This is a genomic window from Paenibacillus sp. ClWae2A (assembly GCF_032452295.1).
Lineage (GTDB): Bacteria > Bacillota > Bacilli > Paenibacillales > Paenibacillaceae > Paenibacillus.
Map to the genome: position 1 here is coordinate 918,539 of NZ_JAULSQ010000001.1, position 17,866 is coordinate 936,404.

The window sequence follows — 17,866 nt, forward strand, 5'->3', positions numbered from 1 at the left end:
GACATAAGCCATAATGGCTATCTTATTTATCCAATGTATACAATGGCAGATCCACCGGCAATGCAGCTGGGCGCTGACACGAGCTTTTCATCTGGTAGAACGTCTGTTCATCTGATGAATCATGGAATGCCCACATGGCCTCAAGTACGTGGTATGCCAGTTCCCCACTCGCACGGTGTGCACGTCCACTATGTGCTGCATAGGCCATATCTGCCACACCGATGCCGCGTGTATTTTCCTGATATCCTGGGAGAAGCGGAACTTCCGTCCATTCATGTTCACCCAGCAAGCGATAACGAACCGGACCACCAAAGGTGTTGGGGTCAGGTACCTGCAATGTACCGTGCGTGCCATATATCTCAATCGGTGGCAGTGCACTTCCGCCAAATACGTCAAAACTTGTAATCAGTGTGCCAATGGCTCCCTGTTCAAACTGCAACAGACCCGTGACGTGAGTTGGAATTTCGACGGGAACCACCTGGCCTCTCTTTTTCTCACTCGTAATCGTCCGCTCGTTCATGGCTTTACCTGTCATGCCTGCAATCGATTTGATCGGTCCCATCAGTTGGATCAATGCCGTAAGGTAGTATGGCCCCATGTCAAACATCGGCCCACCGCCAGAGGCGTAATAAAACTCCGGATCGGGATGCCAGTGCTCATGACCACGGCTCATCATAAATGCCGTTGCGGCCACGGGCTTGCCGATTACCCCTTCCTCCACCAATTGAAGTGAAGTCTGGATACCCGAACCAAAGAATGTTTCTGGTGCACAACCCACGAGCAATCCTTTACGCTTCGCTGTTTCGAGCACGGCCTGCCCTTCTTCTCGGGTAACAGCGAGCGGTTTTTCTACATAAACATGTTTGCCAGATTCAAGCGCCCGCAAGCATACATCCGCATGAACGGAAGGAATCGTCAGGTTGATGATCAGCTCAATCTCGGGATCAGCCAAGATTTCGTCGACGCTGTATACGTTAGGCACGTTATAGGCTGCTGCCTGCTCCTCGGCACGTTTCCGGTCGAGATCCGCAACAGCAACAAGTTCCAGCACCTCGAACCGATGACAGTTTTCCATATAAATACCGCTGATTTTACCGCAGCCAATAATGCCTACTTTCATTATTTTCATGCCTGGGGCTCCCTTCGCCGTAGATCAGAAATGGTTTATCCATTGAAGATGAATGGTTAACACTGAAGTTACGTTTGCAATCAAACTACAATCTCATTAGTTCTGGTTGTCCGCCATACCTGTATACACTTCTGTTGCTGCACTTACTCGACTCTTGGCAAGTTCTTTGCCTGCCGCTGTCCATTTGAAACCACTGCGCATCATTTCAGTCACGGGTTTCATGTCTACAATGTCTGCATGATGTCCCAGTGAGTTGTAGAATACCCGTCCTGCGCCCCAGCGTTTCGTCCAGACAACAGGCATATCTACGGGTCCATTCGCAGCATGCGGACCAGTCACCACTGGGAAACGAGTTGTTGCCAGCACTTCCACTGCCGGGTCTACGTGCAGGTAGTACTGTTCACTTTTCACCTGAAAATCTTCAATATGATCCAATAACGGGCTAGAGCCACGCTTCATGTTCACCATATACTCCACACCATCGTTACCTGGATGAGCAACCCATTGTCCACCCGTCATAAACTGCCAGTCTACGTTATTTCGGAAGGCATCACACATCCCGCCATGAAGACCAGCCAAGCCCACACCGCTCTGAACAGCCGCTGATACGTTATTGACCAGTTCCTGCTCAATCTGTCCCATCGTCCACAACGGCACGATCAGATCCAGACCCAACAGCTTCTCTGCATCTGCGTAAGACTCCAACGTATTCGAGACTTCAACCTCAAACTGTTCTTCCTTCAAAATACGTTCAAAAATCGCTGCTACCTGCTCCGGTTCATGTCCATCCCAGCCGCCCCATACAATCAGTGCTTTGCTCATCGTTTATTCACTCGCTTTCGCCTAGTTTAGTTGTGTTCAACCCTATTCCTGACGTCACTGTCTTGCTTGCTCACATCTCTTCAAGTGTCACCCAGCGCCGTTCTGATACCGAACGTTCTACCGCTTCCAATACAGCCTGACAAGCAACCCCATCGTGGAAACTCGGTGATGGTTGGCGTCCTTCAGAGATTGCTGTCACCAGCTCCAGCATTTCATGGGTGAACGTGTGCTCGAATCCAATCGTATGTCCGGCAGGCCACCAGGCTTCAGCATACTTATGTGCCGGATCAGTCGCCAGTACACGGCGGAATCCCTGTACGTCCTCTTCATCCTTTGTAAAATATACTTCCAGTTCGTTCATCCGCTCAAAATCAAACCGTACACTGCCGAGACTGCCGTTAATCTCAAACGAGTTCGTACTCCGATGCCCCGCTGCAAAACGTGTAGCCTCGAAGCTGCCCAGCGCCCCTCCTGCGAATCGTGCCAGGAACAACGTAGCGTCGTCGACGGTCACTTCTCCTTTGGGTGCATCCGCATTCGAACTGCCCTTTGCACTCAGACCGGTCATTTCGGCTGCAAGCGGACGCTCTTTAATGAAGGTTTCGCTCATACCGATGACTTCCTGGAATTCACCAACAAGGAAACGAGCCAGATCGATTAAATGCGCACCCAGATCCCCATGGGAACCGGAGCCAGCCACTTCTTTTTGCAAACGCCATACCAGCGGGAACGAAGGGTCCATGATCCAGTCCTGCAGGAAAAACGCACGGAAATGATAGATTTTACCCAGTCGTCCGCTCTCCACCAGATCCTTGGCTAATTGCACCGCTGGTGAGAAACGATAGTTGAACCCGACCATATGGGCGACTCCTGCATCCTCTGCTGCCTGAAGCATCTCACGCGAATCCGCAAGCGACAGGGCCAGTGGTTTCTCACAAAACAGATGTTTGCCCTGACGAGCCGCTTCCAGCGCAATTTCCTTGTGGGCATCACTTGGCGCGTTAATATCAATCAGATCGATATCATCCCGCTTCACCAGTTCGCGCCAATCAGTCACACTCTCGGACCAGCCGAACTGATTCGCTGCCTCCTGCACTCCCTGCTCGTTACGTCCACAGATCACAGACATCTCAGGCTGTAGCGGAGCAGACGGGAAAAACATCGGCAGACTGCGATAGGCATTACTGTGGGCCTTCCCCATAAACTTGTATCCAACCATTCCGACACGAAGACGATTTGACATGGTCATTTCCTCCTTTGGAATAATAAAAAGTCTTTCAATACGTGTACCAATAAACTATTGACGGATAGAAGAAGCACGGATGATCAGTTCGGTAGGCAACAACGCTCTCGCTGATTCGGTTACCGCTACAACAGAGTTATTCGCTTTATGTGTGTCACCCACAGACCCATGCATAAGCTTCGATAATGCAAGTTCACCCATCTCAAAAAATGGAACCCTGACGCTGCTCAGCGGCGGAACCGCCATCTCGGCGGCATCGGAGTCGTCATAACCCACAAATGCCGGAAAATCCGCAGGCCCTATTCCCCGCTCACGCAAACCATGCATGACACCAATGGCCATCCGGTCATTGGCCGCAAATACAGCATCAATCTCATGTAAACGATCTGCTACAATCGCTGCCGCCTCAATGCCGCTTCGTCTACTATAATTCCCCTCAAGCAATAGGCTCGGGTCCGGCTCCATACCTGCTTCTTGCAGGCCAAGACGGACACCTTCCATTCGCTCCTGGCTGTTGGAATAGCTGTCTGGACCATTGAGAAAAGCGATTTTGCGATATCCTTGATCCGTAAGATGACGTATCGCAAGCCTGCTCCCTTCCACATGATCCGCGTCAACTTCCATGAACGATTGGCCCGCAAAGTGCTGATTCATCACGCAGAATGGATGTCCTTCCTGATAAAGCTGCTGCATGGCCGCCAGTTCTTCATGATCATCTCTGGCACCAAGAATAATGCAGGCGTCCACTTTCTGACGCCGGAACAGATCCGTATAATTCATCACTTCACCGGGTGTTCGGAACATAACCAACAGGTCCATGCTATTGTCTCTGGCTTTGCTTCCAATCCCACTTAGCATTTCCGAGAAAAAATACGCCGAGAACAGATGTGCCTTCGGAACATAAGGTAATACCACGCCAAGGTTGCCGCTTTTACTTCTGGCAAAACTGCGAGCAAGAGCGCTGGGCACATAGCCTAACTGTTCGGAAGCTTCAAGAACCTTGCGGCGTGTCTCTTCTTTAATAGGACCAACCCCATTAAGCACCCGAGAAACCGTCGCCTCGGAAACACCCGCAAGATCAGCCACTTCTTTACGAGATGCCATGAATTTCACCCCTTTCTAGCCCACCTATTAATGATGTAATATTTAAAATCGATGTTTATGTACGCGCGTACATTTTCTCATGCCATGTAACCGTTGTCAATGCTTTAAAACAAAAAAATAATGAGGGCTTGGGTTAATCCAAGCCCTCATTATTATCTTGCCAGAGATGGTACTTTCATTGAATCCGTGCCCTGTAACCTTAGGGGTTCAAGTTACTTATCAAACTCAAATACAACCTTAAATACAACGATTTCAGTTGATCCTGTGTGTTCAATTATGGGAAGTGCAGCTCACAACGTCGTTGTAACGCCAAGATCAACGGAGGATTGACTAAACTCAGCCTGCTCCATTGTTTTCGCATGACTCGGAATGCGGTCCGAGGGTTCTGGCGTGGATTGAAGCTGTCTTACTTTGTGTAGTACTTCTTTGTTAGGTAGGAAGTGTTGGGAACGAATAAACCGAATTGTTTTGGTTTTGGCACGCATGACAATTGAATCCGTCTCGGCCCGATCATCCGCAAGATACCTTACCCCTCCCAAGATCTCACCTGGCGTCACACCTGTTGCGGCAAAAATGACATCCTCCGTACCGATCATATCCTGCATCGTTAACACTTTGTAAGGATTATCAATCCCCATCTGCAGGCAACGCTGGAATTCGTCCGCGTTGGCAGGCATCAGGCGACCTTGAATCTCGCCTCCAAGGCAAGACAGCGCTGCGGCAGCCAGCACACCTTCTGGCGCTCCTCCAGATCCGACATAGAGATCAATACCCGCCTCGGGGAAGGCCGGTGCCATCGCACCCGCAACATCGCCGTCACTAAGGAACTTGATCCGCACGCCAACCTTGCGCAGGGTCTTAATTGTGCTCTCATGCCGTACACGATCCAGAATCATCACAGTGAGATCCGAGATGTTTTTGTTCAATGCGGCAGCGGCTTTCTCCAGTGTGACTTCAACCGGGTCTTCAATGCTAACTTTGCCTACAAGTGCAGGCCCTACCGCCAGTTTCTCCATATACATGTCCGGTGCGTGGAGCAGGTTACCTTTTCCCGCCACTGCAATAACCGATAGAGCGTTGTTTAGTCCTTTGGCCACGATTTCTGTACCTTCGAGCGGGTCTACAGCCACGTCAACCTCAGGCCCCTCAGCGTTGCCCACTTCCTCGCCGATGTACAACATGGGTGCTTCATCCATTTCTCCTTCACCGATTACCACCGTGCCGCGAATGGACACGGAATCGAACATGGCGCGCATGGCCAAAGTAGCCGCTTCATCTGCACTGTTCTTGTCGCCTCGCCCCATCCAGGGTGCTGAAGCTAACGCAGCCAATTCTGTTACTCTGACAATTTCCAACGCCAGTTCGCGTTCCATTTTTCCCACTTCCTTTCCAATTTCCAAAAGCATAACTTGAAAGCGGCACTAAATCCATCGCAAATCCATATGAAATTGATCTATAAAAGGCGTAGTAGCGCCTTTCGAACGATTTATACCTTATTTATCCAATTAATATTTTGATTGATTTTACTTCTTTTTTGGCTCGTTTTAAGAGTTCAATCCACCTGATTTCTCACTTGAAATATTAATTACATTTTCCATTTCCGCTCAAAAAACTAAATAGTTAGACATGGTGAATTAATACGCCCGCTTCATTCGCCAAAAGTTCTTTTAACATGAGGCATATACAACTTATATCGTGATTATTAAGAACGTGACGCTATCTAACAAACTACGAACGAAAACGATTTTCGACTGGCTGTCCAAACGTAGAAATAAACTAATAAACTGTAAAGATAATCCTTGAGATCAGCCTATTACCTTCACTATTATTGAGTTAATTTATACAGTCAATTGTGTATTAATCAGGACTTTAACTTTTGCTAAAGCCATAGATGCAACTTATGCAGGTCATCGAAAATAATAAGTTTACATAATATTTATTATGTAAAAATTTTCATTCTTTTCTTCATTTTATTATTCAACGATTCTGGCAAAACATAAAAAAGCCCGAAAGAATTCTGCTGAATAGCATTTTTTCTCCCAAGCTTTTCCCTCGATGATCCAGTTACAGTAGCGTTTTGGTCATTATAAAATCAATCTGTTCCTCATCTCCCATGTAAAAAGCATGGGCTCCTGTCTTTACAAACCCCATCTTTTCATAAAAGGCGATGGCATTTTCGTTTTTCTCCCACACGCCTAACCAGATACTCCTTTTGTGACGTTCGTTTGCCATCTCCATGGCTTTATGGAGCAATACTTTACCAAGGCCATGTTTTTGGAACTCTTTTCTGATGTACACACGCTCGATCTCAAGGGATTCCACGCCCATTTTCTCAGACTGAGCATCATTGATATTCATCTTCATGTACCCTGCCACTTTATGGTTGACATAAATAAAAAGAAATTGTGAATCCTCCATGGACAGTTCCGTTTCCAATTGCTCCCGATTAAACGCCTTTTCCAGATAAGCTTTCATATTTTCGGGTGAATTTTGCGCTTTAAACGTTTCATTAAACGTCTCATAACTAATCTCCTGCAGTTCACATACATGTTCAATGGTACATATCTCAATACGAATCGTCATCTATATTCACGTTCCTTTAACAAGTTAATCGTTTGTTGCAAATGCACTAAAAAAGGGTTACATTGAATTTAACTCAATTTTGTTGTATTTGCAACATAATATCAAAGAAGAGGTTGGATGCATTTGAAATATGTACTTTTTGTCGCAGGTATTCTAATCTTAACACTTGGTATTTCCCTAACCATCCAATCTGAACTGGGTACCTCACCGTTTGATGCACTTCTGGTAGGGCTGTCACATCATGTAGGGCTTTTAAAGACCAATTTTGCACCCATTCCGATGACCGCTTAACATTAATCCTGCATGAAATCACTCGAACTCCCTTACTTGTATCGAGAACATTGATTTACTTTGTATTTTTGATGCTGGCATTCCTGCTTGGTGGACCGATCGGGCTTGGTACATTATTAACCGTATGTTGTGCAGGTCTGCTTCTTCAGTTCATCATGGGCCATACGAAAAAGATAATAGATCACATATTAACAGACATGGATACATCGTCACATACTGAGCATGAAAAAGAACATTCCGTCTAATCGGTGTACACCTTCTACACCATAAAAAGGCTGAATCAGAGGTTCAACCCCTGATCCAGCCCATCAACCGTTCATTATTCCTTACGGCTCAATTCCCCATACCAGCTGACCGTTCACATACCCGGTAACCTTATCATGGTTTGCGAACTGACTACCGGATGCCTTGAACGAGTAATCATTAGTCTGTGTGTAATTCGACCAGTTATTTTTCGAAAAGCGTGCTTGAACCTCTGCGCTCTGACCCGCATTCAGTGATCCCGCCGCACTTGTAAAGCCCACTTCAAGATAATGATCCGCCCCGGCAACTGGAGTCGCCAGTTTAACGAATTGGCTGGTTACATTCGCACTGCCCATACTGGCCCAGTCGGACCAGAAACTCTGAGCTTCTTCCCCATCAATTGTATAGTAATACCGGAGTTTTACATCACTCAACGGAATAGCCGAATTGCCTGAGTTGACCAATTTGAACTTGGGTGCGACGCCGTTGGTGGATGCACTTGTATTGCCGTTAAAAGCTTGAATCGTCAAATCTCCAGCAGGCTCAGGAACCGTGCTGTCTACCACATTCACCGTTAGCACAGCGTCATTTCCTCCATTGAAGTTAAAGGTCAATACGTTCTGGCCCAGGGGCAGCGTGGCAAGATAGGATTTGTTCAGAACAACAGCAGAGCTGGATGCTGTATAATTCTGACCCGCTACAAGCGTAACATTCCCCTTTGTGATGCTTGTAAGCTGACGGCCGTTTAAGGTGAGAGATACGGTAATATCCTGCGCGGGATTCGTCGCTTTATCAAATGTTGCATTCACAGGTGAAATCACAGCATTGGTACTCGGTGTTGAATCCACAATTTTGACTTTTAACACAGGGTCCTGCCCTTGATTAAAATCCAGAACAATTGAATGCTCGCCAACAGGCAGTGTCGCCAGATAATCTTTTTTCAGCAGCAGTGTGCTTCCACTCAGGGTATAGTCCGTATTTGCGGTCAACACATTGTTTCCTGCCCGAAGAGCAGTCAGCGTATTACCATTTGCATTCACGGTTACGGTTTTATCACTTTGATTGGGTGAGTATTTGTCAAATTCAACGTTTCCAGGTGTGATGGATGCACTGGGGTTGGGATTGTTAACCTTTAGATTTGGCAGCTCATCCAACGTAATGACATAATCACTTTGATAAAGCGTTTTCAAAGTTGCCGGGTAATTAAAAGCCGAACTCATCAGATGCTCGCCATACCAAGGACAGAAGTACAGCCATCCTGATTTCTCCTCTGTCAGATTTTTCACACTTGGAATGGTATCGTTCTCCGTCATGGCTACCATTTTCGTACCGTTCGTCAACTCAACAAGCTTATAGAAAATCGAGGTAATCGCATCCTCATTCGGTACGCCGGATAAGCCGTCATAACGGTTGTAGATCGTATTGTATTTATCATATCCGACAAGATCTACCTGATCATCGCCCGGATACCAAGCAGAAGAAGTGCTGTATACGTAGCTGTTGTAGGTCCAGATCAGATTATGCAAGCCATACGTCTCGGTCAGTTCGGTATAAAGCAGATCCCATAGCTGTTTGTATACGTCTGCGCCTGCCGAAGCCCACCAGAACCATGCACCTTCCCCGTTCAGCCCGCCGTTGCCTTCTGCTTCATGATACGGACGGAACAGAACCGGCACGTTGTTGTCTTGCAAAATCAGTAATTGTTCTGCCAGATCCTCGATGGTCATCATCACGTATTGATACTCTTTCGTACCGGGAATTACCGCATTTGCTGTATTAAAATTTGTTTCTGTTGGCTTGTAGGTAGCCTCTTTCCAATCCACAAAGTCCCCAAGCTCATACGTATTGAAGTTTCGAGGTACATTGATATGCCAGGAAGCTGTTGCAATACCTTCACGGTTATTCACCCAATCAATCATACGATCGGTTGTACCGTCCTCCCAACCATACAACGGATTATAGTTCATCAGATCAAAGCCGCGAATAGCCGGATACTTTCCGGTCAGATCATGAATCCATTCGAACTCAAGCTCCGAATCTCCGTCATTCCCTCCTCCATAGATTTCTTGCTGACCAGAAATAATATTGTTTCCGTATACCTCCGTTAAATAATTCATCAAAATTTGAGTTTCCGGGGTAGCTTCAGGATCACTCAGAACTGGTTGTACATTCAAGGGATCCAGATCCGCATGATCCACTGTGAAATTGTCAAAATAAGCGAAGCCCCAGCCAGCCTTTAGCTCAATCGTATTGGCACCCTGATTCAGCTTGTGAAAGCCAAAATCGAAGTCTGACCATGTTGTCGTGTAAGGCAGCATGTACGCACCTTTCGTAACACCATTCACGATTAAATTTTGTGACCTGCCATCTGCACTGAGCTCCTGCATATATCGTGTGGAGATTGCGTACATGCCGGTTTCCGGGACAGTAACGGTGAAGGTTAATGTGCCAGAGTTCTGCATCCAGACAAATCCGGCCCCTGAGAATCCGGGCTTGGGTTGCCCATAGATTGAAGTAACCACTTGAAGATCCGGGGTGAGCTGCGCATCTTCGCTTTCGATGGTGAACAGTGGGGGGTCTGCATGAACGGGCGCTGTCATTAATCCAAGCAGTAAGATCAATGCCAGCATCATTGCGGTTGCCTTTTTGAGCAAATTTTTCATCAATTCCATCTTCCTTCCCAAGTGAAATATGATAATGCAATGTCAATGAACCCATTCATGATGGCGCTTTCATTTTAAACATAGCATGCACATCAATATTTGTAAATATATGGTGAATACGAATGTTTGAAATTCTTTTGTACCAGTATTTTGAACAACATTACTCCATCGTCTCACCAATATTGATAAAAATCGAAAACGGTTCATTATCTAACCAGATTTGGGCCTAGAACTTCATCTCACATTAGATGATTGTCCTTGGCAGCAAACCTAAAAAAACAAAAAAGCATTCCTGTATCGGATGCTTTTTCAAAGTACGTTTCTTCAATTTACCTCGCTTATATCTACGTCCTGCCTCCCGGCTCAACTAACGGTTTCCTCGGCAGATGTTTCCTTTACCACACAGCGTTCCCCCGCCTTGCGTACCGCCCGAATAATGCCCCCGTATCCCGTACATCGACATAGATTCCCGCACAATCCCGTTTCAATCTGCTCTTGTGAAGGCTCAGGATGTGCATCCAGCAATGCTTTGGTAGAGATCACCATGCCGGGAGTACAGTAGCCACACTGGAAACCACCTTCCTCCACAAAAGCCTGTTGAATCGGATGCAGAGTGCCTTTCTCCTCGCCATGCAGACCTTCAATCGTCGTAATGTCACTGCCTTCACATTGATAAGCCATGACAAGACAGGAATTCACAGGCTCTCCATCCATCAGAACCATACATGCGCCGCAGCGACCCACTTCGCAGGATACTTTGGTACCCGTAAGTTGCAAATGAGTCCGAAGCACATCGACAAGTCGGGTCGTCTGCGCAATCTCCAGATGTTTCTGTTCGCCATTCACAACGGCTGTCCAATGATTCTCAAGTGGCTTACTCATGATGGACTCACTCCTTCCTGCAAAGGTACATTTAAAGGTCTGACCAGTTGTTCCCTCGGTACAGGAAGACGGTTAACCCATACGCCTGTCGCCTGATGAATTGCAGCTGTTATGGCCGGCGCAAGCGCAACGGAGCCAATTTCACCGATTCCCCTAGGGCCAAAGGCATCACCTTCTGGTAAGTCTTCAATAGCCTCAACCTCCAGATTGGTATGAATATCCTGAATGGTTGGGATCAGATACGTGTCAAGGTTGGTGGTTACATAACGGCTGTCCTGCATGACCGCATCCTCGGTCAACGTGAATCCAAGCGCCATGACACTGCCGCCTTCAATCTGTCCGATAAAGCCCATAGGGTTGATCACCGGGCCTGCTGCTACAACATGGCGTGTATCGAGCAGCTTGGTTTCTCCGGTTAAAGTATTTACTTCCACCTCTGCGGCAACCGCCGCATACGTATACAAATAATGCCCGCCTACCACATTGTCTGGCGTAGTTGGATAATCGAACTTTGTATCGAAAATCCATTCATCGGCTTCGCCCTGCGTCACGAGTTCAGCATACGAAACTACAAAGCCTGATTCTGATTCTACTTCTGAACTTTCGGCAGGAAGCTGGACTTTGCGCCATACACCATCAGGTCCTGTTACCAATTCATCTGCCGGAACACCTGACATTTCAGACGCGACAGCGAGAACACGGGAACGAAATGGAGTCTGCAAGCGTTGAAGAGCCATCCAAGCCATCGTTGTTGAACGTGAAGCTGTGCTTGATCCGCTGTGTGGCACACGATCCGTATCTCCAATGATGATACTTAGATCCGATGTACTGCATTGGAATAGATCACATAACATAATTTCCAGCGTTGCAATAAGCCCCTGACCGAATTCCTCGTAGCTGAACGCAACCTCAATCTTGCCTTCGTTATTCAGGGACAGACGGCCTCCCGCAGGGTCCGGAATACCGTAACCCAGCCCTGCACCGTGCATGGCGATGGCTGCTCCGACTCCGCGTTTGATCCACGGCGGCAAAGAAGGATCTGCCGGAGGACTCAGATGTTTTTGCCACAGTTCGGAACGATCCAATGCCTCCCATACTTGAGACAGTCCATCCGTAACCAGAATGCGTTGATTCAGCGGCCCGGGATCATTCTTTTCCCTCATATTACGTCTGCGGAACTCCCAAGGGTCCATGTTCATGATTTCTGCAAGTCGATCCATCTGGCCTTCCATGGCAAAAATCGCCTGGTTCCCACCAAATCCGCGAAACTCACCCGACAATCCATTATTCGTATACACAGACACCCCTTCCACATCCACATGAGGGATGGCGTAGGGTCCAAGGCAATGCTCAGTACAGAAGTTCAGCACCGGTGCACCCAGTGTGGCATACGCTCCGGTATCTGCTGTAATGCGGACACGATGCGCCTGTATGATTCCTTCTCGACTCATGCCAGTCTGCATTTCAATCTTCATTGGGTGCCGTTTTAGTCCTGCACGTACGGATTCTTTGCGTGAATTATGCATTTTCACAGGACGTCCGCATCTCAAGGCCAGCAATGCACCATAGGGCTGTACGTTTAGTTCATCTTTTCCGCCAAATGAACCACCAATCGGTGAAGACACCACTCGAATATCTTCTTCAGGACAGCTAATGATGCGCGCAAGCTGCATCCGGTCTTTATAACCATGTTGCGTTGCCGCGTATACATTCAGCCGCCCCTCTTCATCCGGGACAAACAGGCCACCTTCTGTCTCCATGTACGCATGCATCTGACGAGGCGTATAATACGTCTCTGTCACGATATGATCACATGTGGCAAAGGCTTGCTCAGCATCTCCACGTTTGATCTCCGTCCGATGCAGCACATTACCGGGACCATGCTCATGCAGCTCTGGTGCGCCGGGAGCCAAGGCAGCGTCTGTACTATTCAGCGGTGTGAGTTCCTCATACTCTACGCGAATCGCATCTAGCGCAAGTGCCGCACGTTCCGGAGAATCCGCAGCAACCGCTGCAATGGCATCTCCAACATAACGAACAATATCCTCGCAGAACACAGGCTGATCCGGGGTCGCAATACCAAAACGATTCAGACCAGGCACATCTTTGGAGGTAAGCACCGCATAGACACCTTCCAACGCCTCAGCTTCCGAAGTATCTATAGACAATATACGAGCATGAGGATATTCGCTTCGCAATACTCTGCCATGAATCATGTCAGGTAGCGTCATATCCGTCAGATATTGAAGCTGGCCTGTTACTTTGGGCGCCCCATCTGGCCGCAGGTGCCAGCGTTTCCCGCTCTGTTTCCGATTCAGCAGCATGATGCCTCTCCCCCTTTGCTTGATCGAAGTCTTCTATTCGTGAAGTGCCTCCCATAGCCCGGCACCAAGCATGTTGCCCGCGGTCTGTTTGCGATAATGTTCTGTTGCAAATGCATCGCCATAGGTCGTAAATTCGGCAGCCACAGCAGCTACAAGAGTCGCCGCTTGCATGACAGAAGCTTCGCTACCAAGAAGCTGTTGTTCCGACTCCAGAAGTCGCATCGCCATGCCTGAGCCTCCACCAGCCGCAATCGCAATCTTGGTCCAGCATTTATCCGAATTAATCTCTCCATACAACGCAACCGTCACCAGCGATGCACTGAACGTCTCCCGTCGACCCAACTTGCGGTAAAAGGAAACTTCTCGTGCAGCAGGCCTGTGCTCACTGTCCACATCAAGCAGAGAGGACGGTCTCATCGGAATATGAATGGAAATCAACACATCACCTGGATTCCGACTTCCATCCCGTCCACCTCGAAGCCAGAATGACACACTGCGGATCTCAATGCCGTTGTCCGTCAACCAGTGCAGCTTTGCATCATATACAAGCAAAGCAGGCAACGTATCACCCACTCCAGATACAATATTCCCGCCAATGGTTGCCACATTTCGAATGGAAGGAGCCGCAATTGCATTCACCGCTTCTTGCAGGATCGGCAGTTGATGCAGCAACGCTTGTGCAGCACATTCCTTTAATCGGGTCATTGCTCCAATGACCATCTCATCTCCACGAATAGATATACCGCTCATTTCAGGAATACGAGCCAGACTAATCATATGTTCAGGCGCTGGAACCAAGCCGCCCTCCCACTGGGTTCGCAGCAATGTTCCGCCTGCCGTGAAACAACATATTCCCTTGAGTCTTCTTCTTAACGTTTGCAGTTCTTGCAGATTCTCAGGCTGCCATACCGATGGCATGGCTCCAGAACCGTATGCCGGTGTTACCATCGCTGCATCCCCTTTCTCTCTCTTCCATGGGCAGGAAATTCAACCGTCTGATCCAGATAATTCTTCAAATCATATGAGAGTTCAGCAGCAACGTCAATTACCTTCACATCGTTTTGGATAAATGTATAAAACCCGCGTACTATTTGTGCTTGATGCTTTATTATCTATCAAAAGCTAACATGAATTCTTTTTCACCCTACGTGAAAAGAAGACAAAAAGGCCAACCAGACTGCCTGGCTGACCTGATCATGTAATTAAATTATACATAGTCATTAATCTTCTCCTGTTCATGAGTCTGTCTGCTCTGATTCAAATACATGATTCAAAATGCGTTCCAATTCCGGTTCTGTATCCGCATCCCAGAAACTAGTCTCAGACAGTGGCACATGTACACCTGAATAGTTAGCGCTGCGCATAATCTTGCGTGCCCCCTCATCTCCATGCAAGGACAACAGAGGGCCGAACATATGGGAGCGAAAAGCAACGGGTGGCTTACCTCCCTCACCGTCGGTAGCTGCGACATAGTCACACAGCTTGTGGGTAGCCAATGCTGTGGTCACACGATTGATATCCTGCGTTTTTAATAAAGGCTGATCCCCCAGTAACATGAGAATGCCATCCGGTTTGTATTCCATGGCGGACAATACGCCAGAATGAAGAGAATTGGCCATGCCGCGGACATAGTCAGCACAGACCACAATTCGAAGTCTCGCTGTGGGATGATAGGCATACGTGGCAGAATCAAACCATTTTACAGGCAGCCACGCCAACGAATCTTCCGGTTTGACCACACAGATCACTTGATCCAGCTCCGAATTCAGCGCAGCTTCTAGTGACCATGCAGCCAGGGACCTCCCGTCAGGCATGACAACCGAGAGTTTATCCCGACCAAGGCGACGACTCTTACCTGCTGCCAGAACTATGCCCGTCATTCGCATGTGCAACGCTCCCCTTCTGCAACTCAGAACTCAAGGAAGAAACCTTATGTTTACATGCGATCAATTCCGCTGCAATGCTGATGGCAATCTGTTCGGGACCGTCTGCTCCGATGCTCAAACCAACGGGAGAATGCACATATTTCAACGGTGGTAAGCCATCCAGCAGACGGGCTGTTCGTGTTTTGGAACCCATGATGCCAAGATACGCGTACTCACAGTCCACTAACATCTCTAACAGTTCACGTTCGCGGGGAAAATGGTGACTCATTAAAATCAAATAATCTGCGTTGTGCACGTTTAACAAAGGCATAATCTCACATGGGAAACCAAGTACAAGTTCAGCTTCAGGGAACCTTTCCGAGGTGCATAAGGACTCTCGCCAATCGGCTACAACTACTCGGAATCCTGCAGACCCGGCGAGTCTGGCAACAGGAATAACATCATTCCCGGCTCCGATGATAATCAGGCGAGGTTTGGGCGTGTACAGCGAAGTAAGTTGCTGCGGAAGATCCCAGGGATTCGTTGAAACCGTATCGTTTGTCGTTATTTCAGCATCAGACTCAGAGATTTGTTGTGAATCACCGGATAGATGGGAAGAGTGAGTTCCATTTGACGTAGCAGGTACCACTTCAGGTACAAGCATAAGGTGAGGTATATCCGGAGAATGTTGTGTTGATCCCGTATGTTCATGCTTGGTATTTCCACTGCTATGCTGTACATTAACCTGCAATGAAGCTGGATTATAATCCGCCACGCGATAATGAGGAGGGACGAGCGAAGGACGCAAGACTGGCTCGTGCCCCTTTCCCGTAGGCTCAATCCGTTTCCATCCATATTGAACCTTCGTATAATCATTTTGGAACGTTCGGGTTAACGCTGTTGCAACGCCGGATTGAAAACACTCATGCATCTTCTGTAACGTATATCGGAGTTCACCACACACAGGTTCAAGCAGCACAACAACGAGTCCACCGCAGCCAACCGTCTCACCCCAGGACAGATCATCCTCGGGACGCATGTCGTACTCCGCGAATTCCATCTGGTTTGTATCCAGCACACGGCTCACCCGGGCCTGAAGATCACTCTCCAGACATCCCGGACTGATACTGCCAACCATTTGGCCATCCTCGGTCAACAGCATAGAGACTCCCTGCTTACGGTAAGCATGACCCTCTACCTTGATCGCCGTTGCGAGCACGCAGCGCGTGTCACGGGCTGCGATTGCACACAGATCATGCATTTCCATATCGGTCTCCGTCCTTTCTGGAATCGCATAAGCTGCCTTTGATCAGATGCGCTTCATCAATCTCGCAATGCTTTTATCCGACTCACGCAGCACAATGCCACGATCAATCGTCTGAATCTTGCGATTCTTGAGTACGATACTTCCGTCAATAATAACGGTGTCCACACAGCTTCTAGTTGCAGAATATACTACGCGGGAATAGACATCCGTCTCATAGGAAGGGTACGTGTGGAAATCATCCAGATCCAGCAGCAGCATATCTGCCTTTTTGCCCACTTCGAGACTGCCAATTTCTTTTGACAAGCCAAGCACCTCTGCACCACCCATGGTAGCCATACGCAATACGGTCCGGGCATCCATCACCGTTGGGCCATGAGGAATCTTCTGCATCAACGCTGTGAGGCGCATCTCCTGAAACATATCCAGATTGTTGTTGCACGCGGCACCATCGGCCCCGATTCCAACCGCGATCTGACGATTCAGCAGATCCGGAATATCCGCTACCCCGGAGGAAAGTTTCATATTTGATCCTGGACAGTGAGTGACTTTGACACCACGTTTGCGGATGATCTCTTTCTCTTCCTCACTCAGCCATACACAGTGGGCCAGCACCAATCTTGGGGTAGCCAGCCCAATATGATCGAGGTATACGATGTTACGCATTCCGCGTTCGTGTTCTACCAGTTCGATTTCTCCACGATTCTCGGAGGCATGGGTGTGGACTTTGACATGATATTTATTCGACAGGTCGCGCACCTCTACCAGCAATTCTTCGGTACACGATACAACGAAGCGTGGACAGAAAGCATATTGAATGCGTCCGCCGCCAAACCCGTTCCATTTTTCCAGCAGATCCACACTTTGTTGCAGCGAAGTTGCTGTATTCTCACGCAGGGGCTCTGGAACCTCGTCTCCATGATCCATCATCACCTTGCCGGAGATGACCCGGATGCCGCTCTGTGCCATCGCCTGAAACGCCGAGTCCGTGTGATGTACCGTCTCCATATCCAGAATGGTTGTGGTTCCGCTGGAGATCAATTCGCCCAATCCGAGCATTGCCGAATAATACACGGACTCCTCATCATGCGCTGCTTCCAACGGCCAGATACGTTGACGAAGCCAATCCATCAGTTCCAGATCGTCCGCACGTCCACGGAACAAGGTCTGACACAGATGAATATGCGTCTGGATGAAACCTGGCAACAGCACTTTACCGCGAGCATCAATAATTTGGTCAGCCTGAACGTCGATGTGCGCTGCAATCTCCTTGATTTTGTTATCCTCGATTAACAGATCTCCAATGAACACTTCCTCTTCTGCATTCATCGTCACAAGCTGTGCGCCCTTCAGCAGGATCGTTCCCATGCCAATCTCCCCTATCTGTGTCTGTCTATATCGTTCAACTCATACCTATTTACACCTGCACTCCGATTACAGACTAACCTTCCGA

General features: G+C 48.2%; 13 protein-coding genes and 1 pseudogene. 1 reads left to right on the forward strand and 13 read right to left on the reverse strand.

The genetic code is table 11. The features are described 5' to 3' along the window. Positions 1-22: 22 nt before the first annotated feature. The 6 genes from QVE09_RS03755 to paiA all read right to left on the reverse strand — a co-directional run bounded on the left by QVE09_RS03755 (position 23) and on the right by paiA (position 6,881). On the reverse strand, positions 23-1,129 hold the full coding sequence (locus QVE09_RS03755; protein WP_315935739.1) for a Gfo/Idh/MocA family protein: 1,107 nt from the start codon (positions 1,127-1,129) through the stop codon (positions 23-25). A 96-nt stretch (positions 1,130-1,225) separates the two neighbouring features. Beyond that, positions 1,226-1,951, reverse strand: a complete 726-nt coding sequence (locus QVE09_RS03760; protein ID WP_074095386.1) for a ThuA domain-containing protein — start codon at positions 1,949-1,951, stop codon at positions 1,226-1,228. A gap of 70 nt (positions 1,952-2,021) precedes the next feature. Next, positions 2,022-3,194 (reverse strand): Gfo/Idh/MocA family protein, encoded by a 1,173-nt coding sequence (locus tag QVE09_RS03765; protein WP_315935740.1) that lies wholly within the window; start codon positions 3,192-3,194, stop codon positions 2,022-2,024. A gap of 54 nt (positions 3,195-3,248) precedes the next feature. Next, complete coding sequence (locus QVE09_RS03770) at positions 3,249-4,298, reverse strand: LacI family DNA-binding transcriptional regulator (RefSeq protein ID WP_315935741.1); 1,050 nt, start codon at positions 4,296-4,298, stop codon at positions 3,249-3,251. A gap of 290 nt (positions 4,299-4,588) precedes the next feature. After that, positions 4,589-5,671: a class II fructose-bisphosphatase gene (gene glpX, locus QVE09_RS03775; RefSeq protein WP_036613775.1), complete on the reverse strand. Its 1,083-nt coding sequence runs from the start codon at positions 5,669-5,671 to the stop codon at positions 4,589-4,591. 691 nt (positions 5,672-6,362) lie between these two features. Next, positions 6,363-6,881 carry a spermidine/spermine N(1)-acetyltransferase gene (paiA, locus tag QVE09_RS03780; protein ID WP_315935742.1) on the reverse strand — a complete coding sequence of 173 codons (519 nt, stop codon included), beginning with the start codon at positions 6,879-6,881 and terminating at the stop codon, positions 6,363-6,365. Between the two features lie 123 nt (positions 6,882-7,004). Here paiA and QVE09_RS03785 point away from each other — a divergent pair. After that, a pseudogene (locus tag QVE09_RS03785) lies at positions 7,005-7,417 on the forward strand (DUF6198 family protein). Between the two features lie 81 nt (positions 7,418-7,498). Here the strand turns inward: QVE09_RS03785 and QVE09_RS03790 are convergent. The 7 genes from QVE09_RS03790 to QVE09_RS03820 all read right to left on the reverse strand — a co-directional run bounded on the left by QVE09_RS03790 (position 7,499) and on the right by QVE09_RS03820 (position 17,781). Next, positions 7,499-10,078: a X2-like carbohydrate binding domain-containing protein gene (locus QVE09_RS03790; protein ID WP_315935743.1), complete on the reverse strand. Its 2,580-nt coding sequence runs from the start codon at positions 10,076-10,078 to the stop codon at positions 7,499-7,501. A gap of 363 nt (positions 10,079-10,441) precedes the next feature. Further along, on the reverse strand, positions 10,442-10,960 hold the full coding sequence (locus QVE09_RS03795; RefSeq protein WP_315935744.1) for a (2Fe-2S)-binding protein: 519 nt from the start codon (positions 10,958-10,960) through the stop codon (positions 10,442-10,444). After that, positions 10,957-13,284: a xanthine dehydrogenase subunit D gene (gene pucD / locus QVE09_RS03800; protein WP_315935745.1), complete on the reverse strand. Its 2,328-nt coding sequence runs from the start codon at positions 13,282-13,284 to the stop codon at positions 10,957-10,959. The genes QVE09_RS03795 and pucD overlap by 4 nt, the downstream gene beginning before the upstream one ends. Positions 13,285-13,317: 33 nt before the next feature. Further along, positions 13,318-14,232, reverse strand: coding sequence for an FAD binding domain-containing protein (locus tag QVE09_RS03805; RefSeq protein ID WP_315935746.1), 915 nt, complete (start codon positions 14,230-14,232; stop codon positions 13,318-13,320). A gap of 287 nt (positions 14,233-14,519) precedes the next feature. Beyond that, the gene (locus QVE09_RS03810) at positions 14,520-15,170 is read right to left on the reverse strand and encodes a nucleotidyltransferase family protein (RefSeq protein ID WP_315935747.1); all 651 of its coding nucleotides are present in this window, start codon (positions 15,168-15,170) and stop codon (positions 14,520-14,522) included. Continuing rightward, the gene (locus tag QVE09_RS03815; protein ID WP_315935748.1) at positions 15,136-16,416 is read right to left on the reverse strand and encodes an XdhC family protein; all 1,281 of its coding nucleotides are present in this window, start codon (positions 16,414-16,416) and stop codon (positions 15,136-15,138) included. The genes QVE09_RS03810 and QVE09_RS03815 overlap by 35 nt, the downstream gene beginning before the upstream one ends. 42 nt (positions 16,417-16,458) lie before the next feature. Continuing rightward, positions 16,459-17,781: a 5'-deoxyadenosine deaminase gene (locus QVE09_RS03820; RefSeq protein WP_315935749.1), complete on the reverse strand. Its 1,323-nt coding sequence runs from the start codon at positions 17,779-17,781 to the stop codon at positions 16,459-16,461. Positions 17,782-17,866 lie beyond the last annotated feature (85 nt).

Bases quoted from the DNA above. Each gene is read 5' to 3' on its own strand.
- QVE09_RS03755 (WP_315935739.1), bottom strand. From the start codon at position 1,129: ATGAAAATAATGAAAGTAGGCATTATTGGCTGCGGTAAAATCAGCGGT.
- QVE09_RS03760 (WP_074095386.1), bottom strand. From the start codon at position 1,951: ATGAGCAAAGCACTGATTGTATGGGGCGGCTGGGATGGACATGAACCG.
- QVE09_RS03765 (WP_315935740.1), bottom strand. From the start codon at position 3,194: ATGTCAAATCGTCTTCGTGTCGGAATGGTTGGATACAAGTTTATGGGG.
- QVE09_RS03770 (WP_315935741.1), bottom strand. From the start codon at position 4,298: ATGGCATCTCGTAAAGAAGTGGCTGATCTTGCGGGTGTTTCCGAGGCG.
- glpX (WP_036613775.1), bottom strand. From the start codon at position 5,671: ATGGAACGCGAACTGGCGTTGGAAATTGTCAGAGTAACAGAATTGGCT.
- paiA (WP_315935742.1), bottom strand. From the start codon at position 6,881: ATGACGATTCGTATTGAGATATGTACCATTGAACATGTATGTGAACTG.
- QVE09_RS03790 (WP_315935743.1), bottom strand. From the start codon at position 10,078: ATGAAAAATTTGCTCAAAAAGGCAACCGCAATGATGCTGGCATTGATC.
- QVE09_RS03795 (WP_315935744.1), bottom strand. From the start codon at position 10,960: ATGAGTAAGCCACTTGAGAATCATTGGACAGCCGTTGTGAATGGCGAA.
- pucD (WP_315935745.1), bottom strand. From the start codon at position 13,284: ATGCTGCTGAATCGGAAACAGAGCGGGAAACGCTGGCACCTGCGGCCA.
- QVE09_RS03805 (WP_315935746.1), bottom strand. From the start codon at position 14,232: ATGGTAACACCGGCATACGGTTCTGGAGCCATGCCATCGGTATGGCAG.
- QVE09_RS03810 (WP_315935747.1), bottom strand. From the start codon at position 15,170: ATGCGAATGACGGGCATAGTTCTGGCAGCAGGTAAGAGTCGTCGCCTT.
- QVE09_RS03815 (WP_315935748.1), bottom strand. From the start codon at position 16,416: ATGGAAATGCATGATCTGTGTGCAATCGCAGCCCGTGACACGCGCTGC.
- QVE09_RS03820 (WP_315935749.1), bottom strand. From the start codon at position 17,781: ATGGGAACGATCCTGCTGAAGGGCGCACAGCTTGTGACGATGAATGCA.